The organism is Acinetobacter sp. S-1 (assembly GCF_059579785.1).
In genome coordinates this window covers 101,701-125,640 of sequence record NZ_JCAOGE010000002.1, presented here as the reverse complement: position 1 = coordinate 125,640, position 23,940 = coordinate 101,701, and the positions used below count along the sequence as shown (strand labels likewise).

General features: G+C 44.1%; 21 protein-coding genes, 6 pseudogenes and 1 other annotated feature. Of the genes and pseudogenes, 10 read left to right on the top strand and 17 right to left on the bottom strand.

Annotation, left to right across the window (positions count from 1 at the left end; genetic code table 11):
* Positions 1-143: 143 nt before the first annotated feature.
* From AC52J8_RS18995 to AC52J8_RS18985, 3 genes and pseudogenes are all read left to right on the top strand, one after another.
* Positions 144-400: pseudogene (locus tag AC52J8_RS18995) on the top strand (hypothetical protein).
* A gap of 916 nt (positions 401-1,316) precedes the next feature.
* A complete protein-coding gene (locus AC52J8_RS18990; RefSeq protein ID WP_005130167.1) occupies positions 1,317-1,622 on the top strand; it encodes a helix-turn-helix domain-containing protein in 306 nt (101 codons plus the stop codon).
* Positions 1,622-2,887 (top strand): annotated as a pseudogene (locus AC52J8_RS18985) (type II toxin-antitoxin system HipA family toxin). The gene AC52J8_RS18990 and the pseudogene AC52J8_RS18985 overlap by 1 nt, the downstream one beginning before the upstream one ends.
* Before the next feature lie 561 nt (positions 2,888-3,448).
* Here the strand turns inward: AC52J8_RS18985 and AC52J8_RS18980 are convergent.
* Positions 3,449-4,078, bottom strand: a pseudogene (locus AC52J8_RS18980) (alkaline phosphatase); the annotation flags it as partial.
* A 221-nt stretch (positions 4,079-4,299) separates the two neighbouring features.
* Here AC52J8_RS18980 and AC52J8_RS18975 point away from each other — a divergent pair.
* Positions 4,300-5,232 (top strand): IS5 family transposase, encoded by a 933-nt coding sequence (locus tag AC52J8_RS18975; protein ID WP_001040033.1) that lies wholly within the window; start codon positions 4,300-4,302, stop codon positions 5,230-5,232.
* Positions 5,233-5,445: 213 nt separating this feature from the next.
* Here AC52J8_RS18975 and AC52J8_RS18970 read toward each other — a convergent pair whose 3' ends face one another.
* The 4 genes and pseudogenes from AC52J8_RS18970 to AC52J8_RS18955 all read right to left on the bottom strand — a co-directional run bounded on the left by AC52J8_RS18970 (position 5,446) and on the right by AC52J8_RS18955 (position 9,404).
* Positions 5,446-6,345: a ParB/RepB/Spo0J family partition protein gene (locus AC52J8_RS18970; protein ID WP_005130172.1), complete on the bottom strand. Its 900-nt coding sequence runs from the start codon at positions 6,343-6,345 to the stop codon at positions 5,446-5,448.
* 18 nt (positions 6,346-6,363) lie between these two features.
* Positions 6,364-7,140 carry a ParA family protein gene (locus tag AC52J8_RS18965; RefSeq protein ID WP_261488854.1) on the bottom strand — a complete coding sequence of 259 codons (777 nt, stop codon included), beginning with the start codon at positions 7,138-7,140 and terminating at the stop codon, positions 6,364-6,366.
* A 796-nt stretch (positions 7,141-7,936) separates the two neighbouring features.
* Positions 7,937-8,869, bottom strand: a complete 933-nt coding sequence (locus AC52J8_RS18960) for an IS5-like element ISAba13 family transposase (RefSeq protein WP_005130176.1) — start codon at positions 8,867-8,869, stop codon at positions 7,937-7,939.
* Positions 8,870-9,055: 186 nt separating this feature from the next.
* Positions 9,056-9,404: pseudogene (locus AC52J8_RS18955) on the bottom strand (IS630 transposase-related protein).
* Positions 9,405-9,463: 59 nt separating this feature from the next.
* On the opposite strand from AC52J8_RS18955, the gene AC52J8_RS18950 reads away from it, so the two are divergent.
* From AC52J8_RS18950 to AC52J8_RS18935, 4 genes are all read left to right on the top strand, one after another.
* Positions 9,464-9,682, top strand: coding sequence for a hypothetical protein (locus tag AC52J8_RS18950; protein WP_281309337.1), 219 nt, complete (start codon positions 9,464-9,466; stop codon positions 9,680-9,682).
* Positions 9,683-9,805: 123 nt separating this feature from the next.
* A complete protein-coding gene (locus AC52J8_RS18945) occupies positions 9,806-10,294 on the top strand; it encodes a phosphate-starvation-inducible PsiE family protein (RefSeq protein ID WP_005130182.1) in 489 nt (162 codons plus the stop codon).
* Positions 10,281-11,234 (top strand): zinc metalloprotease HtpX, encoded by a 954-nt coding sequence (locus AC52J8_RS18940; protein ID WP_005130184.1) that lies wholly within the window; start codon positions 10,281-10,283, stop codon positions 11,232-11,234. Before AC52J8_RS18945 ends, AC52J8_RS18940 begins: the two co-directional genes overlap by 14 nt.
* A 19-nt stretch (positions 11,235-11,253) precedes the next feature.
* A complete protein-coding gene (locus AC52J8_RS18935; protein WP_000221973.1) occupies positions 11,254-12,405 on the top strand; it encodes a S1C family serine protease in 1,152 nt (383 codons plus the stop codon).
* 730 nt (positions 12,406-13,135) lie between these two features.
* Here the strand turns inward: AC52J8_RS18935 and AC52J8_RS18930 are convergent.
* The 4 genes from AC52J8_RS18930 to AC52J8_RS18915 form a co-directional block, all read right to left on the bottom strand.
* Entirely contained in the window at positions 13,136-14,149 is a 1,014-nt protein-coding gene (locus tag AC52J8_RS18930; protein ID WP_228132080.1) for a hypothetical protein, read from the bottom strand.
* A gap of 161 nt (positions 14,150-14,310) precedes the next feature.
* Positions 14,311-15,476, bottom strand: a protein-coding gene (locus AC52J8_RS18925; protein WP_085945708.1) for an IS3-like element ISAba22 family transposase whose coding sequence is annotated in 2 segments (ribosomal slippage) — positions 14,311-15,218 and positions 15,218-15,476 — 1,167 coding nt in all. Because the reading frame shifts where the segments join, the coding sequence is not laid out codon by codon here.
* 22 nt (positions 15,477-15,498) lie between these two features.
* On the bottom strand, positions 15,499-15,717 hold the full coding sequence (locus tag AC52J8_RS18920) for a hypothetical protein (protein WP_068550886.1): 219 nt from the start codon (positions 15,715-15,717) through the stop codon (positions 15,499-15,501).
* Between the two features lie 186 nt (positions 15,718-15,903).
* A complete protein-coding gene (locus AC52J8_RS18915) occupies positions 15,904-16,263 on the bottom strand; it encodes a hypothetical protein (RefSeq protein ID WP_228142152.1) in 360 nt (119 codons plus the stop codon).
* Positions 16,264-16,301: 38 nt separating this feature from the next.
* Between AC52J8_RS18915 and AC52J8_RS18910 the strand changes: the two are divergent.
* Positions 16,302-16,820, top strand: a pseudogene (locus AC52J8_RS18910) (IS6-like element IS1007 family transposase); the annotation flags it as partial.
* 43 nt (positions 16,821-16,863) lie between these two features.
* Here AC52J8_RS18910 and AC52J8_RS18905 read toward each other — a convergent pair.
* A protein-coding gene (locus AC52J8_RS18905; protein WP_103270969.1) for an IS3 family transposase occupies positions 16,864-18,083 on the bottom strand; the annotation gives its coding sequence in 2 pieces (ribosomal slippage) (positions 16,864-17,807 and positions 17,807-18,083; 1,221 coding nt in all).
* Positions 17,692-17,808 (bottom strand) — a sequence feature (AL1L pseudoknot). Its footprint overlaps the gene before it by 117 nt.
* A gap of 34 nt (positions 18,084-18,117) precedes the next feature.
* On the opposite strand from AC52J8_RS18905, the pseudogene AC52J8_RS18900 reads away from it, so the two are divergent.
* A pseudogene (locus AC52J8_RS18900) lies at positions 18,118-18,318 on the top strand (DDE-type integrase/transposase/recombinase); the annotation flags it as partial.
* An 18-nt stretch (positions 18,319-18,336) separates the two neighbouring features.
* Here the strand turns inward: AC52J8_RS18900 and AC52J8_RS18895 are convergent.
* Genes AC52J8_RS18895 through AC52J8_RS18865 form a run of 7 tightly spaced genes read right to left on the bottom strand, consistent with a single transcriptional unit; the run spans position 18,337 to position 23,867 of the window.
* A complete protein-coding gene (locus tag AC52J8_RS18895) occupies positions 18,337-18,483 on the bottom strand; it encodes a hypothetical protein (RefSeq protein WP_160310229.1) in 147 nt (48 codons plus the stop codon).
* A gap of 13 nt (positions 18,484-18,496) precedes the next feature.
* Positions 18,497-18,985 (bottom strand): hypothetical protein, encoded by a 489-nt coding sequence (locus AC52J8_RS18890; RefSeq protein ID WP_049065942.1) that lies wholly within the window; start codon positions 18,983-18,985, stop codon positions 18,497-18,499.
* 39 nt (positions 18,986-19,024) lie between these two features.
* Positions 19,025-19,957, bottom strand: a complete 933-nt coding sequence (locus AC52J8_RS18885; RefSeq protein ID WP_005130176.1) for an IS5-like element ISAba13 family transposase — start codon at positions 19,955-19,957, stop codon at positions 19,025-19,027.
* Positions 19,954-20,607, bottom strand: a complete 654-nt coding sequence (locus tag AC52J8_RS18880) for a PAS domain-containing protein (protein ID WP_228129001.1) — start codon at positions 20,605-20,607, stop codon at positions 19,954-19,956. The genes AC52J8_RS18885 and AC52J8_RS18880 overlap by 4 nt, the downstream gene beginning before the upstream one ends.
* Entirely contained in the window at positions 20,582-22,288 is a 1,707-nt protein-coding gene (locus AC52J8_RS18875; RefSeq protein ID WP_032006326.1) for a cation:proton antiporter domain-containing protein, read from the bottom strand. Before AC52J8_RS18875 ends, AC52J8_RS18880 begins: the two co-directional genes overlap by 26 nt.
* A gap of 3 nt (positions 22,289-22,291) precedes the next feature.
* Positions 22,292-22,732: a heat resistance system thioredoxin Trx-GI gene (gene trx-GI / locus AC52J8_RS18870; RefSeq protein ID WP_004834869.1), complete on the bottom strand. Its 441-nt coding sequence runs from the start codon at positions 22,730-22,732 to the stop codon at positions 22,292-22,294.
* Positions 22,722-23,867 carry an RNA polymerase sigma factor gene (locus AC52J8_RS18865; protein ID WP_005130191.1) on the bottom strand — a complete coding sequence of 382 codons (1,146 nt, stop codon included), beginning with the start codon at positions 23,865-23,867 and terminating at the stop codon, positions 22,722-22,724. Before AC52J8_RS18865 ends, trx-GI begins: the two co-directional genes overlap by 11 nt.
* Positions 23,868-23,940: the final 73 nt, after the last annotated feature.

Here is a 23,940-nt window from a genome sequence, read left to right as displayed (position 1 = left end):
GTAACTTGCCGCATTTTTATCAACATATGTCTCAAAAAAGTTCGCCTATACATAAATTTATGGTGTTTAGTGATTAATCAATGTCTGATGACCTGAATGGATGTTACAGATTACATGCAAGTGAATTGATCTATGGCTATTTTATGGCTTTTGTGTAATCCAATCCATTTGATCCGAATGTTCTCTTTTGCAATAAAGCAGCCTCTTCTGCTTTTCTTGAACCAACGAACAATGCCATTGATTTGATTCAATTGGCAACGGTGATGCTGAATCACATCTCCAAAGAAGGGATTAAATGCAAGAAATGTGGTAAGTAAAAATAGGGGATGGAAGTTATTATCCGTCTAATTGGAACCAGCCCATGAGTGGAGATCAGTTGAGTAAGTATCATTTTAAGTGAATAAGAGAAGGATGGCTCACCTCACTTCTCCAAATAACAACGCTATACTTTTCAACCCAGGTTAGATATTGGCAACTACATTTCATTCTTCATCATGCTGGTCTTATAGCATGTAGACAATCACTACATCATTTGCATTCAATGCTCAATACAGCCTGTCAGCAGAACCGCAGCGATATTTTTTCCTGCATACATGTAGTGTTTAAATCCATTCATTTTTCAATGATCCCCTACCGTTTATCACATTTATGGTCAATCTTTAACCTTGTGAAAAATGCACATACCGATATCTTCAAACTGTCAAATTTATGGATACATGACATTTAAAGAAATTATCCGATCAATTTTTTAGATAAAACTCATCAAGAAAAAAGTTATTATTATTCATAACTTCACTAACAACCACATAAAAACAATAATTTAATAAATTATTCTTCCAATTTTTTTAGATTTAGTGTTATTACCCTAAATCCATGCTTAGCTCATTCTATTACATAAATGATTTAGAAGTATCCACGATATAAATTGCTTGCCCCCACACCTCTGCCCCTCTCATGCCCAAAAAATTTACACTAAAAGGCAGATTAAGCCCGTACGAGTTACATATCGCCGCATGCTATGTTGAAAGCATTTAAGAAAAAATCCTCAATATTTATAAGATTTTTAAAATATGAACTACTTTTCGAAGAACCCTTTCTAAGTAATGTGACCAAAAAGGAAAAATGAAAATACTGTGATTTCCTTATCAACAATCAGTCAAAGTACATCCTGATGAATTTCTGTAACCGATACCCAAGGACCAAACCTACCTTCCGAAGTGCTGTGCAACAAAGCCCTCCTCAACCACACTATAGCTATAAATTAATTCCATTATTTTGTGGTTTAATTAAATTATTAAAGTTTAAGACCCAATTTAATGGATTTATATTTCACTAAACCCGAAGAAGTCGTGACGCTTTTAGGTGAGCGTTTACGTAAGCAACGACTCTTTTTGGAGATGTCTCAAGCTGAGGTTGCAGCACGCGCTGGTGTCGGCGTGAATACGGTTTCGAATCTTGAAGCGGCACGAAATGTATCTGTTGAAAATTTAGTCCGTATTGCAATGGTCTTGGGTCGATTAAACAAACTTCAGGAGCTGTTTCAACCTCAGCTTAACAGTGTAAAAGATATTCTACGCTATGAAAGTCAAAGTAAGCACCAGCGTATTAAGAGGAAGGGATAATGCTCAACAGTCTTAATGTTTATTACAATGGTTGGGGCGAATCATGGTTATGGGGAACGCTGATTAGTTCAACAGCCACCACAGGTAGACCCACTATTGCTTTTGAATATAGTCCAGAAGCAATACAGCGAGGTGTTCAGCTCTCTTCTTATTTACTCCCTTTAAAAGGTCTACCACTGAGACAGGGTTTTCCTACTTATCAAATGGGATTACCTGGTCCAGTCTATGATGCTTTGCCGGATGGTTGGGGCATGTTATTAATGGATCGATATTTTCGAAAAATTGGACTGCATCCGGCACGAATCAGCCCTTTGGAACGTCTAACTTATATTAGCACCCATGCAATGGGTGCTCTCTCCTTTGAACCCTGTGTCGCAGAGATGCAAACTTCAGAGAATATTCCCCTGCCGCAATTGGCACAGGAAGTCCAAGAAGTCCTCAAAGGAGAAGGTGGCGAATTTTTTACAACATTTGCTGGTCATGGGTGGCTCCCCCCAAGGTGCCAGATCCAAAGCATTGGTTTACCGAAATCCTGTCAATTTTGAGTTTTCGACGCAAGCTTCTGATCAAAATGAAGCCTGGCTGATTAAGTTTCCTGCTCAGCAAGAGTATCCTGAAGTCTGCGCCATTGAAGCCGTCTATGCAAAATGTTTGCGACTTTGTGCAATCGAGACTCCAGACACCCATTTTTTTAATTTGCCCAATGGTTTAATGGCTTTTGCTTCTAAACGATTCGACCGTCAAAATGGCATGCGGATTCCAATGCAGAGTTTGGCTGCATATACCGGAGCAGACTATAAAGTTCCAGGTAGCCTAGACTATCGCAATTTTCTTCGGGCAACCTTGATGTGTACGCAAGATGTGCGGAAAGGCTGCATACTTTTAAACGTGCTGTGTTTAATGTACTTTTCAATAATCGGGATGACCATACCAAGAATTTTTCTTTTCTCATGGCAAAAAATGGTCAATGGAAATTGGCTCCAGCCTATGATGTGACCTTCTGTGAAGGTCCAGGTGGTTATCATCAAATGGACATTATGGGAGAAGCGCTCAATATTTCTCGAAATGACATACATAAACTCGGTACTTCAGAAGCGAATCTGACTACTCTAGAAGTCGATGAGATCATCTTGGCCATGCATGAAATTGCACTTCAATTTAGTCAAATTGCGCAACGCCTGTATCCTCATCAAATTCGAGAATCTACCCTAGAGATGATTCAATCACGAATTCAACAAAATATTGATTTTTTAACTGAAACCTAAGCGTAAATATAAACTAAGCGCCAACCATCAACTTATAGTTAGTCGCTACATAATCTGTAGAACCTGTGAATTAGCTCGCTTTATAATCACGAATATTAGATGGATCACCGCCAAGATACGTTCTGCAAGCGTGAAATCACTACATCCAGATCGAAAATCGCTAAGAAAAAACTATCACCAAAAAAAAGGTCTGCACTATGGATAGATACAGACCAAACTCTGGATAACTACCAGCACGAGAAATATGTCGCAATTTTGCATAGACATGAATTTGATAAAATCAGCCCAGAAAGCCAGAAATTCATAAAAACTATTTCATCAATCCCCTATAACTTAATCACGTTCATGGTCGATCTTAAATCTTGCGAAAAGTACTCATGCTGACCTAGCCAAACTGTAAAACTCATGTATTCATAGCCTTTAAATGAATCTTTCAATCGTTATATTTAAGGTAAAAACTAGTAATCAGAAGTTATTATCATCCCCATATAAAACAAACATCAGATTAAAAATAATAACTTTGTAAATTATTTATTCCATTTTTTTTATATTTAGTGTTATCTTTCCTAACTTCATCTGGGAGAGTTGAGTTTGATCATAGACCATTCGATAGCCTGCTTGTTGCATTTCTGCGATCAAATTCCGTTGGTCTATCCGTTCTCCCCCTTGATCTTTCGGCAGAAATTGACGCTTACCCCCGCCTAGAATCACATCAACCCCATCTTTTAATTTGACGTTATAACGCTGATAGATATCACCTTGCGAACTTGGTACTAATTGGGATGCTATGTCATTTTCAGCATCACGATGACAAATATGAGCATAAGTCGATGCTGGTGTAGCATGCGTAATGCGAGTTGTTGTGACTACCCCTGTACCCCAACCTCGTGCTTTGGCCAATTCGAGTAAAGTTTGGGTGTCTTGCTTATTTTGGATCTGAGGATTGGTTCCACATTGATGATTTCCGGTCTGATTTGGTTCTACTGCAATTGTTCCAGTCTGCATGGATATCACTTCATTTTTCATTTTTACACCTGTCATATAGGCACCCATCGATGGTGCGCTATCTGTAACCTGTGCAACTTCTGAGAAAGTACGAACAAATGCTGACTCTGGCAGTTGATCTATTGGCAGTTGGCAATCTTCACCAACAGCATAAATTCGTACAGCTGTTAGTGTCGTGATACCCATTCCATCTCCCAAGAAAAAAACCACACGTTGAGGCTGTTTTGATGGTTGTACTGAAGTAGAAGTTGATTGAACTAAAGCAGGACTTTGACAGCCCGTCAAAATAACTGTGCCCAAACTACACCATGCCAAACTTATTAATTTTTTATTAAATTTTTTCTTATGCCAAAGGCTTTGTTGCACAAACCTATCTCTAAAGGCTTATTCCACAATATAATTTTGAGATGAATAAGCCTACACCTAAAATCTACCGTACAACCAATTGGCCCACATACAACCGAGCTCTCATTAATCGTGGGAATATTGCCATTTGGTTTGATCCCAAAACACAATGGTATGCTCAACCAAAAAGCCAACATGGTCGAAATCAAACTTATTCCGATACAGCCATCCAATGCTGCTTAATGATTAAATCCATATTTCGTCTTTCTCTACGCATGGTCACTGGCTTTGTACAAAGCCTGATTAAACTTTGCGGATTAGATTGGACAGCGCCAGACTATACGACGCTTTGCAGAAGACAAAAACATATTGATATTGCGATTAGCTACCAAAAAAGTAGCAATGGTCTACATCTACTCGTAGATTCAACTGGTTTAAAGTTTTTGGGCGAAGGTGAATGGAAACGGAAGAAACATCAGCCTGAATATCGTCGACAATGGCGTAAGCTTCACATTGGTATAGATGCTGAAACGCTGCAAATACGTGCAGTTCAGCTCACAACGAACAATATCAGTGATTCACAGGTGCTCGGTGATTTACTTGGTCAAATACCACTTGATGAGCGAGTAGATTCTGTCTATACCGATGGAGCCTATGACACTAAATGCTGCAGACGAGTGATCTCAGATCGTCAAGCATATGCGGTGATTCCGCCAAGAAAAAATGCGAAACCGTGGAAAGATACAAAAGTTCATTCGCAAGAGAGAAATGAATTACTAAAAACAGTTAAGCGTCTAGGAAGAGCCCTTTGGAAAAAGTGGTCTGGTTATCATCGGCGAAGTTTGGTCGAAACCAAGATGCATTGCATCAAATTATTAGGCGATAAACTCTACTCAAGGAATTTTGACAGCCAAGTGAATGAGATCCATGCACGTGTAGCCGTATTAAATAAATTTACAGAATTAGGCAGACCTCATACCCAAGTTGTAACCTAAATTTTAGCAACTTAGGAAAACTTTACCTTCAAAGGCTTTATGCAACAAAGCCTATGCCAAAGCATTGCATCAACTCATCTTAGGATGGTCGAAAAATACGCTTTAAACATTCAATTTACATGACAAATTTATGAAAATATTATTATGACTACTTATATAAATTTTCCTAATTGCAAAAAATAGTGTAGCAACTTGCTACACTATTTTTTTACTTTATTTTTCTAACATTCGTTTTAGGAAAGCTTTTAATTCTTGTAAATTTTGATCATCAAATTGGCCCATTTTTAAAGATACCTTTAATGTATTATGGTCAAATTTGATATTACCAGCAACTTTCCCATCATATTCAATTTTATGTACAATTGAAGTTTGAATTACTTCTTTCGTTTCTCTTGACTTAAAGATTTTTTCAGCTAGTGATGCCAGTTTTGTCTGTTCAACTTCTTTTTTAAGCAATTTTGACCATGCTTCGAATAATGCTTCTTTAGCTTTTTCATGGTTTTCATCATGATCTGATAGAAACTTTTTCACTGCTGTAGCAGCGGTCCGTGCTAATAATGACGGCTGTTTCTCCAAATCTTCAATCAACTCTCCAGGTAATTTTTCATAAGATAAATATTTATACATATCTTCACGATTCAAACCTAATGACTTTGCTAACTTCTGCTTATTTTTTTTTAATTTTTCATCCAAAGAAGTTAATCCAACATATATTTCATAATCTGTCAGATCTTCTCGCTTTAAATTTTCAGCTAATGTTAATAAAGCAGCTTCTTCATCCGATGCATCAATAATGATTACTTCAATGGTATTCTTATTGAGAAATTGGTGGGCTTTCAATCGTCTTTCACCAGCAATCAACTCATATTTATCATTTATTCTACGAACTGCAATTGGTTGTAATAGCCCAATTTCTTCAATTGATGCTGCTAAATCTTCAATATCTTGTTGATTAAAGAGTTTTCGAGGCTGGTTAGGGCTAGCCTGAATATCTGTAATTTGTACATTACGTCTTAGCTCTTTGACATCGTTAATATGCTCCTTTTGGGCATGTTGATGCTTTTGAGTATTTTGCTGAAGACGTTTAGCCAATAGCTCTTTATTACTTACCATAGTATTTCCAGAATTATATTATCCGACACGCTGAACAATTTCTTGTGCTAAAGTTTCAAAAGCTTTTCGAACTTTTGAGTTTTTATCAACAGATAATAAAGGTCGTTGCAAAATTGCAGCTTGATTAACCTTAGTGCTCATTGGAATTGTGGTATGCAATAATTCTCCAACTTGATTAAATGCTTCATCTTTTATTAATTTACATACATTCTGACGCTCATCATGTTTAATTAATAAAGCACCTAAGAGTTCTAATTCAGGGTTAACTCTTCTAATTTTACTTAAATGATTAATTAAATCAGTAACACCATAGAGACCGTATTGTGAACCAGATTCAATTGGAACAATAACATGTGTCGAAGCGGCTAAAGCATTGCTGGTTAGTAATTTTAAGCTAGGAGGGCAATCAATAAGAATGTAGTCATATAATCCTTCTAGAATTTCCAATTTATTTGAAAGTTCCTCGGATGGTCTTGGTGCATCATCTTTCAATTGATCTTCAGTTTTACCAAGAGTTAATGAGCCATATATTAAGGAAACATTTTTAAATTTTGTTTCTTCTTCTAATGCTTCCGATAATAGACTTATATCACCAATAAGTAATTCAGCTGATGTAGTTTCAACTTCGCTAGGGTGTCTTAATCCTATATGTAAACTTGCATTTGCTTGTGGATCCAGATCAATTACTAAGACCTTATTTCCTAATTCAGCAAGCTCTGAAGCAAGATGTACTACAGTAGTTGTTTTCCCGCAACCACCTTTATGATTAGCTACAGCAATGATTTTAGTTGACATATTTGTCTTAAGGAATTTACTTTGATTTCATTTAATATAAAGATATTTGTAGCAACTTGCTACAGTTCCTTTGTCATATTTTTATCTTTTGAATTCAAAAGATGTGGGAAAAACATTTCTTAACTTTTTTAAAAAATATAGCTAGCTAATTTTAATTAGTATTAATTAGTTAATTATAATTAAACAAGTTTTATTTGTTTAAAAAACAATTAGATAGATTTTTTAAAGTGGAAGGTTTGTCACTAATAAGTGGAAGGCCTGTCACTGATAAGTGGAAGGTTTGTCACTAATAAGTGGAAGGTTTGTCACTGATAAGTGGAAGGTTTGTCACTATGGTGGAAGACTTGTCATTGTGATTTATTTTAATGTGTATTTTTTAATTTAAAACAATACAATTCAACTGCTTGTGATGTTGATAAGTTTGTTTTTATTGAAATAAAGGTGGAAGACTTGTCATTAGATGTTTTTTATTCTGTGGATAAAATATTTGTATAAAATTTAATTGATAACATGATGTTTGATAGTCAAGAATATCGGAATGGTGGAAGGCTTGTCACTTTAATGGTGGAGTATATGTTGAGTAATTCCACTTTAGTGGTGCTGTAGGCTATTCCTACTTTCAAATTGATTGCTTGAGCGACACAGATGAATTATCAAAGGTGGAAGAACTGTCACTTAAAAGTGTTTATTTTTATATTTATTCCACCATAAGGCTGAATAGTACCAAAATTGCACTTTAATAGGGCTTTGTTGCATAAAGGTTTGAAAGATAGAAGCGATCCTAATTGAGCCAAATTTAAGTGACAACTCGGGTATGTGGTCTGCCTAAGTCCGTAAATTTATTTAATACTGCCATACGTGCATGAATCTCATTGACTTGGCTTTGAAAATTTCTCGCACTGAGTTTATCCCCCAATAATTTGATGCAATGCATCTTGGTTTCAACCAAACTTCGCCGATGATAGCCTGACCATTTCTTCCAAATAGTTCTTCCTAAACGTTTAACTGTTCGAAGCAACTCATTGCGTTCTAGCGAGCTCATCTTTTTATCTTTCCATGGCTTCGCATTTTTTCTTGGTGGAATCACTGCATGTGCTTGCCGATCCGCAATGACCTGTCGGCACTGTTTGGTATCATAAGCTCCATCGGTATAGACGGAGTCAACTCTCTCATCTTGTGGAATCTGATCGAGTAAATCACCAAGTACCTGTGAATCACTCACATTGTTGGTTGTGAGCTGAACAGCGCGTATTTGTAAGGTTTTAGCATCTATACCCATATGTAATTTACGCCATTGGCGACGATATTCAGACTGATGTTTTTTACGCTTCCATTCACCCTCACCTAAGAATTTCAGACCTGTAGAGTCAACGATTAGATACAGTCCATCACAACTTTTTTGATAGCTAATCACAATATCAATATGCTGTTGTCGTCTACAAATTGTAGTGTAGTCTGGCGCTATCCAATTTAACCCACAAAGATGGATGAGACTTTGAACAAAGCCAGTGACCATGCGTAAAGACAATCGGAAGAGAGATTTAATCATTAGGCAGCATTGGATAGCTGCGTCGGAGTAAGTTTGATTTCGTCCTTGTTTGCCTTTTGATGGGGCATACCATTGCGTAGCAGGATCAAACCAAATGGCAATATTTCCACGATTAATGAGAGCTCGGTTATATGAAGACCAATTGGTTGTGCGATAAATTTTAGGTGTCGACTTATTCATTTGAAAATTATATTGTGGAATAAGCCTTTAGAGATAGGTTTGTGCAACAAAGCCATTGCCAATTATATGTTCCATAACAAGGATTTCCCTGTTTTGAATAACCATGAGGTCTATGTTCATGAGATTTAAATCCACTTTCATCAAGATAGATGATTGGGTGTTGATACCTTAATCGGTTTAAATCTTTTAAATACTGCTCTCTGAGTTCTGTTTTTGCTTTCGGGTGCAGTAAGGTCTTTTTTTAACTGTGATATTTAGATCCTTGAGCGCATCTCCAATTGTAGAAATACCACAACCAAAACGAGCAGCGCGTTCATATTGATAATCATCAGGATATTGCTCAACATCTGCACGTAAGGCATCATCATCAACTTTAGATGGTTTTCTTGGTCGAGTTCTTTTTATTTCGATTCGCTTTTTTCCATTCGACAATTGTATTTTTATCAATTTCGAAGTGCTGAGCAACCGCTCGAATAGATTGGCCTTCTTCAAGCTTGGCTAATATTTTCTTTCTAAAATGTATTGGATAACTCATATCGGTATTGTATTGGTTTTTTTGCGTGCTTACTATATGGACACGGGTGCGGCGATGAGGTGCTCAAGCACTTTGCTGCACGGTTGAGGGAACACATTCGCGCAACCGACATGGCTGCCCGGATTGGGGGGAGGAATTCGCTGTGTTGTTGGAAGCGGCATCGATTGAAGACGCCCAAGTATGGGCGGAGCGATTTCGTCAAGACGTTGCGACGACAGCGGTGGTGTGTGGAGAGGTGTCGATCAGCTATAGCGCCAGCATGGGGGTGGCCCCCTTGACGTCTGCTTAAACTCTTCCGAGCAGGTGATGCAGCAGGCGGACAGCGCGCTCTACCAGGCAAAAAGACAAGGGCGCAACCAAGTTGTGGGCGCACAAGTATTTCAGAATTGAGAGGAATGGCGATGAAGGAAAAGCAACTGGACCCGATCAAAACATTTCGTGCCCAATGGGCAGTGATGACGTTCTACGAGCGCTTCGAACAGGTGATCGCGCTCGCGCTGTCCGCAATCATTGCCGTGATCATCGTGGTCTCGCTGCTGCAGCTGATCTCGATCGTCTTCAGCCTGCTGGTCATCGATGCGTTCAATCCGCTCGATCACAAGGTCTTCCAGACCGTGTTCGGCATGATCATGACGCTGCTCATCGCCATGGAGTTTAAGCATTCCATCGTGCGGGTGGCCTTGCGCCGCGATAGCATCATCCAAGTCAAGACGGTGATCCTGATCGGGCTGATCGCCCTGGCGCGCAAGTTCGTGATCCTCGACCCGGAGACCAGCCCCGCCAAGATCGCGGCGCTCGCAGGCGCGATGCTGGCCCTCGGGGCGACTTACTGGCTGCTGCGCGAGCGCGATGACCGGGCCGCTGGGGAAAGCCCAAATGAGCCATCGTGATCGGCGCCACGCGCAGGCTGCCGGCGCGCGGCATCGCTGGCTCAATCGCCTGCAAACCGCGCTGTTGGTGCTGACCCTGCTCGGGATTGCCGCCGTCGCCGGCAGCCTGCTGTTGGGTGACAGCGCTCTGTGGCTGGCGCTGGCGGCCGCGGGGTTCACCCTGCTGCTCGAACCGGCGGCGGCTTCCGGGCTGACCCTGCGGCTGTATGGCGCACGCCCTCTGCACCCGAATGAAGCGCCCGATCTTTGGGCTGTGTTGCGCGAACTGGCGGCGCGGGCCGGGTTGCCTGCCGTGCCGGTACCGCACTACGTGCCCAGCGGGGTCGTCAACGCCTTCGCCACCGGTACGAAGCATCACGCGGCCATCGCGCTGACCGACGGTCTGCTGCGTAGCCTCACGCTCCGCGAGTTGACCGGCGTGCTCGGCCACGAAATCGCGCATATTGCGAACGAGGATTTGCGTGTCATGGGGCTGGCCGATTCCATCAGCCGGCTCACCCATCTTCTGGCCTTGTTGGGGCAAATCATGCTCCTCTTCAGCCTGCCGGCCTTACTGTGGGGCACAGTCGCTATCCAGTGGCCGGCGCTGCTGTTGCTGGCCGTTTCGCCGCAGCTCGCGCTGCTGGCGCAACTGGGTTTGTCGCGGGTGCGCGAATTCGACGCCGACCGGCTCACCGCCGAATTGACCGGCGACCCACAGGGATTGGCTTTGGCGCTCGCCAAGATCGAGCGGGAGAGTCGCGCCTGGCTGCTGCCCGGATGGGGCAACCCGGAACCCTCCTGGTTGCGCACGCATCCGGCGACGCCAGAGCGCATCCAACGCTTGCGGGAATTGGCTGATTCGATGGCACCGCAACCGCTTCATTCCAGCCCATTTCTGCCAGACATCCCCTTGGCGCCACGCCCACCGCGTTGGCGCGCCAGCGGTGTCTGGCGCTGATTTCAACAAGGAGAATGGCATGACCTACCCCGATCTCAACAGCCGCCCGGCGCCGGACCGATTCATCCGGCGCTGGCTCGTCATCACTGGCTGCATCGCCGCACTCATGCTGCTGTGGCAGTTCTTGCCTGCCATCGAAGCCTGGTTCAGTCCGCGCGAAGCGGCCGAGCGCACGGTGACACCGCGTGGTGATCTGGCGGCAGACGAGCAGACCACCATCCAACTGTTCGAGAAATCGCGCGGGTCGGTGGTTTACATCACCACGGCGCAACTGGTGCGTGACGTCTGGTCGCGCAATGTCTTTTCCGTGCCGCGCGGCACCGGCTCCGGCTTCATCTGGGACGATGCCGGCCACGTGGTGACCAACTTCCACGTCATCCAGGGGGCATCGTCTGCCACGGTCAAACTGGCCGACGGTCGCGATTATCAGGCTGCGCTGGTGGGCGCCAGCCCCGAGCACGACATCGCCGTGCTCAAGATCGGCGTCGGCTTCAAGCGCCCGCCAGCTGTGCCGGTGGGCACCAGTGCCGACCTCAAGGTCGGGCAGAAAGTGTTCGCTATCGGCAATCCCTTCGGATTGGACTGGACGCTCACCACCGGCATCGTCTCGGCGCTCGACCGCACCCTCGACGGCGAAGGGGGCGGGCCTGCCATCGATCACCTGATCCAGACCGACGCCGCTATCAACCCCGGCAACTCCGGCGGCCCGCTGCTCGATTCGGCTGGGCGGCTGATCGGCATCAACACCGCCATCTACAGCCCTTCGGGCGCGTCCGCTGGCATCGGTTTCGCTGTGCCGGTGGATACCGTCATGCGCGTGGTGCCGCAACTCATAAAGACCGGCAAGTACATCCGTCCGGCGCTGGGCATCGAGGTGGATGAGCAGCTCAACGCGCGTCTGCAGGCGCTGACCGGTAGTAAGGGCGTATTCGTATTGCGCGTGACGCCGGGCTCGGTGGCGCACAGGGCCGGGCTCGTCGGCGTCGAGGTCACCGCAGGCGGCATCGTGCCCGGCGATCGCGTTATCAGCATCGACGGTATCGCCGTCGACGACGTCACCACATTACAGGCCCGGCTAGACGACAAGAACGTTGGAGATGTTGTGGTCTTGTTAGTGGAGCGGGCCGGCAAGACTCGCGAGATGCTTGTGGAACTACAACCGGGAGTTTGATGGAAAGTGGGTCATGGATCTGCACAGCGAAGCAGTCAAGCGACTTCAGCCTTGCGCCGAACTACGAGCCCTAGCTAGTGCAGTGGGGGGAAGGCTGTTTAGGTTAAATGGATATAAGGGAGTCATTTTTGATTGTGTTTTTAAAAGAAGATGTTGATTTTTTTGGGTAAGCATTTAGGGCGTCCAAGGGTTGGAGCAGTTGGCACGGATGAGAGAGCTCAATGCTCGCTAGGGATTGGATCTATGTGTTTTTTCTGACTGACTGCTTACGTGTTGGAACGGGCAACATCGGAAAAGGATGAATTTTTATTTTCACCATTTACCGTATTTTTCGAGCCTGGGCGAAAATTAGGATGATACTTTAGCGCCCTTAATCATTCTCCCATGAAAGGCAAAACGATCCAGTCTCGGGTGTAAGTGCTCACAACATACTGATATAAAATGGATTTTTTATGAATAGGAGAGCGCGCGACGTTTCTCTCTGTTTTTAGGGTTAGGATGAAACTTAACCTTGGTGAAAGATGTGACCAAGATTATGACTAGATTAATAAGTCTTTATTTTTAAAGACTTATTTTATATTTTCTTTTAGTCATAATTTTAGTCATAAAATATAGAAAAACTAGATCAAAATACAACCAAATAAGTCATAAAAAACCGATTCCATTTTAAATCTATGGTTCAAATCGATAAAGCATTTGGTTCATTTCAATTATTAGATTAAAACAAGGCTCATGTCGAACACCAAACTTTTAGGTCAGCTCTTGTTGTTTTCTTTATGTACGATTCAGTACATGCTAATAACTTTGATATCTCTTCGGTAATAACTGATTTACTTAAGCCGGGCTGAACAATTGTTACCTCTAATTTAATTGGCATCGTATTTGCCATATTTCTATATTTTTCTAAGTCAGCTAACTCACCTTTTACAAATCTACTAAAACCTTCAGATAGCCATTTATTGTTACGACCGTTGATATGTTTGAATAAGTGTTTTAGACCCGCATGTTTCCAACGTATAGAACGCTGAGCTTGTCCACAAACTTCATACATATCAGCTAATCTTCGACCAGCTTCAGGCGAACTTGAATATTTACAATGATATAAACTTAGAATTATTTCGTTATTCTCTTGTCTTAAAGCGACTAGATCAGCAATTTCACCACTGCCATCATCATTAATTATTATTTCAAATTGATCTTGAATCATACTCAAAGTTTGAAATTGGACAGTATTTTTAGTTTGGGCTTTCCCCATTGATTCTTTAGTAATATCTACAGTCCAATTAATTTGATTCAAACCATCTACATCGAAGGTATTGTCTATTAAATTTATTTGGATCAAATAACAGTTATAACTCATTGAACCATCAACATAATGGATCCTAACTGGATCTTTCACCATTTTTTCCTCGAAAGAAATAGTTGAACTATGAGTCTTAATAGATATTAAACTTCCTTCAACATGTTCATACATGTAGCCTGAGGGAAATTGATCTGAAATATTTAAGCGATATAAACCAAAGAGATCTTCTGTATAGATTTTTATATAAAGTTGCTCAGATTCATCCTTAAAAACGTTTAGATCAGCTAAAAACAAAGGAATTTCTGTCTGATCAAACAAAATATTTACTTTATCTTCAAATGCATTTTGTAGCGTTTCTCCCCATTCTGCAAACAGAGGGTAATATTTATACGCTTTATTAATTCGAATTGGTTTTAGAAAGTCTTTAACTAAATTATTCACATCTATTTCATCTTCAGAGTGAATTTTATCCCAAGCATTCTGACTCCATTCTTGCCAATCAACAAGATTCCCTGCTTTTGGTGACCAAATCTTTCCTTTCTTTTGTGAACATCCCCAAATGATATACGCTGAATTATCAGGAGACTTTCCCTTGGGAGATTCTAGGCAGCCAACTTATAAAAGTCTTCGGCCATTTGATTTGGTGTCTTAAAACCCAAACCCTTTTGAATTCTTCGATGATTATAAAATAATTCAATGTATTTTATAATATCTGCTTTGGCTTCTTCTCTGGTTTGATAGTTGTAATGATGCACTAACTCATTTTTCAGTATTCCCCAAAAGCTTTCAATCGGTGCATTATCGTAACAGTCTCCGCGCTTGCTCATTGAACCTTGAAAACCATATTGCTCAAGTATATTTCGATATTCATGGCTGCAATATTGACTTCCTCTGTCTGAATGCACAATCAGTTCTTTGGTTGGTTTTTGATTGTGAATAGCCATATTTAGCGCATTACAAACAAGCTGTGTTGTCATGCGCTCATTTAAGCTATAGCCAACCACTTGCTTCGTGTAAAGGTCTTTTACCGCTGCTAAGTACAGCCATCCTTCAACAGTCCATATGTACGTAATATCACTTGACCATGCTTGATTTGGTCTAGTCATTGAGAATTGTTGCTCCAGCAGGTTTTCATAGATCGCTCGATTATGGTCACTATTCGTAGTCCTTTTAAAACGCTTGTGTCGCTTACAATACAGGTGGTTCAGCGCTTTTATCTGACGTACAGCGTACATACTCATTTTTATGCCCTGAGCTTGTAAGTATTTGGTTAATCGAATATAACCATAGCTCTGCTTTGTCTCCTCATGGGCTATTTTCACCAATATCGTCTGTTGATTTCGTTGAATCGTTCTTTTGCTCACGCCTCTCTTGGGCCAATCATAAAAACATGAAACTGAAACATGAAGTAATCGAGCCATTAAGGTAATTGGAAAAGAATATCTTTTTTGTTTCATATAGGCGTACCTTACTGACTTTCTTTGGCAAAGTACGCTGCTGCCTTTTTTAAAAATTCACGTTCCATTTCAGCTATTTTGAGCTGTTGTTTGAGTTTTTTATTTTCTTCGAGTAGAGCGTTTAGATCAGGTGAATACTGTTTTGTACCTGCTAAAGTTCCAGCCTTTGCTTTGGTATTCCAATTTGAAAGAGTTTGCATTGAAATGCTAAGTTGTCTGGCTGTTTCCGAGACATTGCCTTGATTGGCTTCAATTAATTTGATGGCTTCAGCTTTAAATTCTGTGGTGTAAGTCTTGTGTTTCTTGCTCATGGTAAACTCCTGATGAGTGTGTTTAGTTTACCAAGTTAAAACCTCCTGTTTTTTCAGCACACATCACATCAAAAGGTGTATCTAAATCAGTCAAAATCTTCCAGTAATTTTTATTTTCAGTATCAAGTTCTACAAAAGCATTGATAATCGTTTCAGGCAGTCCTATCTGTTGCATATAATTTGATGCAATTTTTTTTCTTGCTAATTCATACTGAGGCAGTTTTAGGGTTATTCTTGTCATGTTACTAATTTCATAAAATTAAAGTAATGAAATATTTATATAATAAAATTATTAAGTTAACAACTATTAATTGGATGTAGACTTCTCTAAAATTTGTTCTTAAATACAATCCATCTATAATTTAGTTTAGCCAAGAATTTCTATTTTTTTGCATACTAACAAATCAATTTTTTTAATAATGTTGTCTTAATTATTTACAATAGGGCTTTGTTCATTTTCTAACAAACGCTTTTTATCTTCATTTGATAAAAGGTTAAACATAGCCATCATTTGCATTGCTTGTTCAGCGTAAAGTTTATCTAATAAACCATTAGTAATTTGAAGTTCTTGACGATATTTATCTTTCATAGAGGCCTCCTTAGCTTTTTCTTTACGTAATCTATCAACTTCATTCAGAGTCTTATCTTTTTTAGAATTTAAGATTTCACGATTTTTTGAAATTTCAATTTTATCAATGATATCAGGATATCTGTAAGCTGCTCCTAGGCTTAAGCCTGCCTCTTCTTGAACTGATTTAATATGGCACTGTTGCAAATAGGCTGACATGATAAGCTAAATATCTTATTTATTTCGAGATACAGCAGATGAATCCCTTCCACGGTCGGCACTTTCAAGGTGAAATCATTCTTTGGGCTGTTCGTTGGTATTGTAAATATGGCATCAGCTATCGTGAACTTCAGGAAATGCTCGCTGAACGTGGAGTGAATGTTGATCACACCACAATTTATCGCTGGGTTCAGCGTTATGCTCCAGAAATGGAAAAACGTTTACGTTGGTATTGGGGTAATCCTACAGATCGACATTTATGGCATCTGGATGAAACTTACGTAAAAGTGAATGGCAAATGGGCATATCTATACCGTGCAGTTGACCAACGTGGCCATACTCTTGATTTCTATCTTTCTGCTAGACGAAATACCCATTCAGCTTATTGTTTTCTTGGTAAGATTTTGAATCATGTCAAAAAATGGCAGATTCCACGAGTCATAAACACTGATAAGGCTCATACCTATGGCCGTGCTTTGTCGCGACTAAAACAGGAAGGAAAGTGTCCTGAAGACTTGGAGCATCGACAGATTAAATACAAGAATAACGTGATTGAATGTGTGAACCGTACCGGGTTTGTCGGAGACTTTTTTATTTAAGTTAGGCCACCTGACCTAACGGGTTAATCTTATCATAGTACATTGCTTCAAACTCAAAAGGCGATACATAACCCAGTGCACTGTGTACACGCTTTTTATTGAACCAATCTACCCAGTTTAGTGTCGCAAGTTGTACATCTGCTAAACCTTGCCAATCTGCTTTTAGATATTCAATCACCTCTGTTTTGTATAAGCCATTCACCGTTTCAGCCAAAGCATTATCGTATGAATCACCAGTCGTACCGACTGATGCTCGTAAATTTGCTGCTTCTAAACGATGGGTATAACGAATGGAAAGATATTGCACACCTCTGTCGGAATGATGAATCACATTCTTTGGCATGCCTCGATCATGCAATGCTTGCTCTAATGCATCGAGCACCATATCTGTATTCATTCGTGTAGATACTTTCCAGCCAACAATTGCTCGTGAGAACACATCAATAATAAAGGCGGTATAGACCCAGCCTGAATGAGTTTGAATATACGTAAAGTCACTGACCCACAGTTGGTCAGGATGATCAGCAGTAAAATTACGTTTCACTAAATCATCTGCTCGTTTTTGGTCATCTCGGCTACGGGTGGTTTGTTTGTTCTTACCTCGCCAAACACCTTGTATACCTAGCTTTTTCATTAATCGAGCAACAGTACAGCGTGCAATAATATAGCCTTCACGTTTCAGTTTTTGCCAGACTTTACGTACACCATACCGACCTGAACTTTCCTTCCAAATTCGTTTAATCTCCTCAGCATGATGCAAGTCATGTAAATCTCGCTTTGCTCGATGTTCTGGATTTTCGCAGAGATCTAGAGTCCGGTAATAGGTTGAGGGTGCGATCGGTAAAATTCTACAAATCGCCTCGACTCCGTACAGCTCTTTATTATTATGGATAAAATCCACCATTATTTGTGTGGGCGGTCGAGCTCCGCCTGGGCGAAAAAAGCGGCTGCTTTACGTAGAATCTCATTGGCGCGTTGCAGTTCTTTATTTTCACGTTCGAGTTGTTTAATACGTTCTTGATCTGAAAGCTGCTGTACTTTAACTGGATTTAGTTTATCTAAATATTTTTGATACCAAACACGTAGTGTTTCAGGAGTACAACCTATCTTGGGAGCAATAGCGGTGATCGCAGCCCAATTCGATGGATAATCTTTTTCAGATTCAATCAATAATTGAACCGCTCTTTCTCTGATTTCAGGGGTATATTTTAATTTTGTCATCGGGATAGTCTCTCAGAATATTGACTCTCCGACAAACCCGGTACGGTTCAGTGATCATGGCAAGCTCAAACGAATCATCAAGGCTACGTTGGGATTCAAGTCTATGAAAACGGCTTATGCCACAATTAAAGGTATTGAGGTTATGCGTGCTCTACGCAAAGGACAAGCTTCATTATTTTATAACGGTAATATTCTAGGAGAAGTTTGGCTAGTAAATAGAGTTTTCGGTCTCTAAGCTTTTTTGAAGGGAAAATCATCGACTCAGATCCCTATTTGCAACAGTGCCTTTAATATTTAGTTTAAATCGACCTGTTAAACGTTCAGGTTGTCCTTTTTCTAATCGTTCAAGAGCATCAAGTAATTGTTGTCTAGTAACTTCGGGATTTCTAATCTTTGCCATATAAAAATACCTATTAAAGTTGATCTCTCGGGACTGTCATAATTTTATAAGGTTCAAAGTTTAAGTTCATACTCTGCATTATTTTTTCAGCAGCTTGGATGCGTATTTTGTGAAATTCGTAAATGTCATCGGATAACTGTCCTTCAATGCTTAGAACCTCTAATATGTTTATACTTTCTTGTCTTACAGCTTGAGCATAAGCTGTACTTTCAATAATTGACCAATCACAATCTACACATTCAGGAAATTCTATACCAATTCTCATACTACATGCACGATTGATACAGTACATTCCTGGAGCAATAGCATGGATGTGTTTTCTTCCTGATTTGATTTCTTTCTCAAAGTATTTAGATGACATATCCCTATCATTAAAATCTTGTTGGTACAAAAATTTGCCATAACCTCCACCCAAATTATGTCCAAGCTTTGCTTTCAATGAAATATTAGAAAGTAAATTAGCTTGCTGTCTAATTTTTTCTTGCTCTAGGCTTTGTTGCACAAAGATTTAAAAGTTAAGACTTCTCATATCTACTCAAATTTAAGTGACAACTCGGGTATGTGGTCTGCCTAAGTCCGTAAATTTATTTAATACTGCCATACGTGCATGAATCTCATTGACTTGGCTTTGAAAATTTCTCGCACTGAGTTTATCCCCCAATAATTTGATGCAATGCATCTTGGTTTCAACCAAACTTCGCCGATGATAGCCTGACCATTTCTTCCAAATAGTTCTTCCTAAACGTTTAACTGTTCGAAGCAACTCATTGCGTTCTAGCGAGCTCATCTTTTTATCTTTCCATGGCTTCGCATTTTTTCTTGGTGGAATCACTGCATGTGCTTGCCGATCCGCAATGACCTGTCGGCACTGTTTGGTATCATAAGCTCCATCGGTATAGACGGAGTCAACTCTCTCATCTTGTGGAATCTGATCGAGTAAATCACCAAGTACCTGTGAATCACTCACATTGTTGGTTGTGAGCTGAACAGCGCGTATTTGTAAGGTTTTAGCATCTATACCCATATGTAATTTACGCCATTGGCGACGATATTCAGACTGATGTTTTTTACGCTTCCATTCACCCTCACCTAAGAATTTCAGACCTGTAGAGTCAACGATTAGATACAGTCCATCACAACTTTTTTGATAGCTAATCACAATATCAATATGCTGTTGTCGTCTACAAATTGTAGTGTAGTCTGGCGCTATCCAATTTAACCCACAAAGATGGATGAGACTTTGAACAAAGCCAGTGACCATGCGTAAAGACAATCGGAAGAGAGATTTAATCATTAGGCAGCATTGGATAGCTGCGTCGGAGTAAGTTTGATTTCGTCCTTGTTTGCCTTTTGATGGGGCATACCATTGCGTAGCAGGATCAAACCAAATGGCAATATTTCCACGATTAATGAGAGCTCGGTTATATGAAGACCAATTGGTTGTGCGATAAATTTTAGGTGTCGACTTATTCATTTGAAAATTATATTGTGGAATAAGCCTTTAGAGATAGGTTTGTGCAACAAAGCCTCGTTAAACGCCCGCCGGTTCGACAAGCCGGTCAAGGGGTCGGTGATCGCCATACGCAGCAACTGCTGCTCCATTTCCTTGCGAGAAGAGATGTTGAGCAGAGTGCCGACTATCAGTTGCCTGCCCGCGTCACCCAGCCATCGGCCGCGATCCAAAACCCAAATCCAAACGCCGGATCGATGACGAACGCGGTACTCGCACTCCAATCGCTCCGACGGGTTTTCTTGATAAGCGCGCACCTTTGCCAGAACGACCGGTAAATCCTCCGGGTGAATACGCGCTTGCCATGCGGCATGGGTGGCGCCAATCTTCTCGTCGTCGGAGGTGAAGCCGAACATCGCCAGACTGCGGGCAGAAAGCCTGAAGCTGTCGGTGGCGATATCCCATTCCCAGAACCCCAATTCTGCGCCTTCCAGGGCGATGGCGATCCGTTCGTTGTCGTCGATTTTCGCTTGTTGGCGAAGCTTCAGCTCGTCGCGCCTCTGGCGATTGGTACGAGCAAAACCCCACGCGCAACCGCCATGCCAATATTGGCAAGTAGCGACACCATCAACCCAATGGCCGGCCCGTTCATGGTCTATCCCCACCTGACTCACTGAGTGTCTGCCGTAATTCCTCGATCCGGCGGTTGACGTAGTCGGCATTGATGCCCAGCATCAACAGCACCTGCTCGGCCAGCCCCAGTCCCAAAGCCAGGTACAACGGGTACAGCCTGACATTGGGCAGATTACGCAAAAGCTGGGCATCCGTTACGCGGTCAGTGGCCACCACCAAGGGCAAGGTCGGGCGGCGTTCGAGGACCGCTCGCGCAATGCGCTCGGCCGTCTGCGGACGAACAAGCGTCAGCACCACCAGACGGGCATGGGCCAATCCGGCGGCGGCCAGGGTGTCGAGCCGACTGGCATCGCCATACGACACCGGCGCCCCCATCGCACGACCCGCTTCGACCCTTTGGCGGTCCGATTCCAGCAGCAAATGCGGCACGCCTGCCAGACGCAGCGTTCGACTCAGCAGCAGCCCGACTTCATCCGCCCCACAGATGATCACATGGTCGCGCAACGACCGCGCCCGCTCGGCGACTTCGCCTTCTTCGGCCTGCGGTGGCTGACCGAGTGCGCCCGAGCGGCTGAATGCCCGCGCCCAACGGTCATGGTGTCGGATCAGGAGCGGCGCCAACCCCATGCTCAGCACCAACGCGATCAGCATCGGTTGCACCACGTTGGCGGCAACCAAGTGCTGCTGCATGACCATGCCCAGGAGCAGCAGCGCAAACTCGCCGCCATGCCCCAGCACGATGCCTGTGCGCCAGGCGTCGAGCGCCGACAGGCGGGTTGCGCGCAGAGCCAGAAAGTTCAGCCCCATCTTGAGAGGCACCAAGGCCAACAGCCAGCCCAGTACCGCCAGCGGTGCAGCCACGATCTGCGCGACATCCAGCTGCAAGCCGATGGTCACGAAGAACAGGCCCGACAGCACATCGCGAAACGGCCTGAGGTGGCTTTCCATGTGGTGCCGGAAGTCGCTCTCGCCCAGCACCATCCCGGCGAGGAAGGCCCCCAGGGCGGCGGATACGCCGACCGCGTGCGCAGCGGCGGCGGCAGCCACCACCACGCACAAGGAGACGAGCACGAACGATTCCTCGTGGCCCCGCCGCGCCACCCAGCCCAGCAGACCATGCAACAGACGGCGCGAGGCGAGGGCCGCTGCCGCGAACAGCAGCAGCACACCGAATACTTCGAGCAGCACATGCTCGATCTTCGGCGACTCGCCGCGCGCCCAGATCGCCAGCAAGGCCAACAGGGGCACGCTGGCCAGGTCCTGAAAGACCAGCACGGCGATGGCACTGCGGCCGTGGCGGGTGGTGAGCTCGCCTTGGTCGGCCAGTTGTCGGCTGACCAGCGCCGTGGACGACATGGCCGCCGCAGTGCCGAGCAGCACGGCGCTCTGGCCGGGCTGCCCCAGCCACATCAATAGCAGGATCAGCGGCGGGGCCACGGCGATCATCTGCAGAGCGCCCGCCATCAGCACTGTCCTGCGGGCGAGCCAGAAGTGTCCGAGGGAAAATTCCAGTCCGACCATGAACAACAGCAGCGCCACGCCCAGCTCGGACAGAAAGCTCAGCGTCTCCCCCGGCGCGATCACGCCGATGACTGAGGGGCCCAGTACAACGCCGACAGAGAGATACCCCAGCAAGGCGGGCACTCTGAACGCCGCCGTCGCCATCGCCGCCAGGCTGCAAGCCGCCAGCAGGATTAACGTAGCACCAAGCAAGCCCTGCATCGGTCAGCGTCCCACTTGCGTCGACGTCCAGCGCACGATGTCCTGCGTGCCCATCGCGCCGGCCTGACGGGCGATCTCCCGCCCACTCTGGAACAGGGCGAGCGTCGGGATGCTGCGGATACCGAACTGCGCGGCCAGGTGGGGCTCAGCCTCGGTATTCACCTTCGCCAGCCAGATCCTCGGTTCGAGCTGGTTCGCCGCTTGCTGGAACTGTGGCGCCATCATCTTGCACGGCCCGCACCATGGCGCCCAGAAATCGACCAGCAGCGGCAGATCGCTGCGCTCCACGTGGCGCGAGAACGTCGCCGTGGTCAACTCGATGGGCTCGCCCGTGAACAAGGGCTGCTGGTAGCGGCCACAGTTGGGATGTTCCGATAGCTTCGCAGTCGGTACGCGGTTGATGGACTGGCAATGCGGGCAGACGAGGTGAAGATCATTCTTCATGGTTCGCCTCCTTGGACCACAGTGAGGCTGCCTCGCTTCGGGTCACAGACAATGCCGACCAATCAACGCCTTGGAGCCAATCGTTCCCGTTTTTGCTTACTCCGGCCTCTTCCAGATGAGCAGCGATGAATGCTTCGGCCTGCATGAGCCACCTTCGGACAGCATCTTCCTTATTAGGAATCAGCAGGATTTCAGAGACGCTGCTGGCATTCAGCCCGTCCACACGGATAAGCAGAAAAATGCGCCGCCACAAACGCGGCATGTCCTTCAGCAGGTCAAATGCAAAAGCGAACTCGCTCGACCGATCAATCAGCTCCTCCTGTTCCGCGATCGTTGCGACATCGGGATGCTGACTGCCAGCGAAGATATCGGCCAGCTTGAGTGTGTCATCGGGCTGATAAAATTCGAAGATTTCCTCTTCCACCATGGCCTCGGCCACGTCTTGGGCATCCGGTTCGACCGGCGCGTCCAGAGAAACGAATTCGCCAAATTGCCGGCTGCTTGCCACTTCGTTATCCAGGACGGCGAACAGATGCTTCAAAAGACCGGTGTAAGCCTTTTTTTCCCCCGGCACGGATTGCCATTCCACCTCAGCTCGGACAATCGCTTCATCCACCACGTCGCGTAGCGTCGGATAATCGCGCGGTAAATCGCCGACGGCCCGCAGATAAGCCAGCTCACGCCTTGCGACAGCCTCAAGTTTCGACAGTAGAGGCATTCGGGTCACCTCGGCCTTATGGGCGGCTGATGCGGGTTTTGCGGCAATCCGCACCTTGAGCTCGCGCAAGCGCTCGCGTCGTGCTTTGCGCTTGATTTGATCCTGAGCATGCAGTCGGTCAAAATGCTTCTTGGCCTGACGGAACAACGACTTTGCGAGCATCTGCGCGAGGGGCGTCAGCTCGTCATGTGATGCAGTAACGCTGACAATCTTTTTGCCGGGCAGGTGCATATAGCCACTGGCCAGAAATTGCCGCTTGATCTTGTCGCGATCAAGGATGATTTGAAGTTGCGCTGAATCTTTAGTGTGTTTGTCGAGCAATGGCTTGAGGGCGTGCTCGATCACATTTCCCAAAGCTCTCTGCCAAGGTTCATGAAACTCTTTGTCGATAGCTCGATAGCTATATTGCATCTGCATGTATGACTCCTTCGATGTCATTTCTATGGAGGTATGAATCGAGGATGCTCATATCCATAGATTTTGGTTTGGC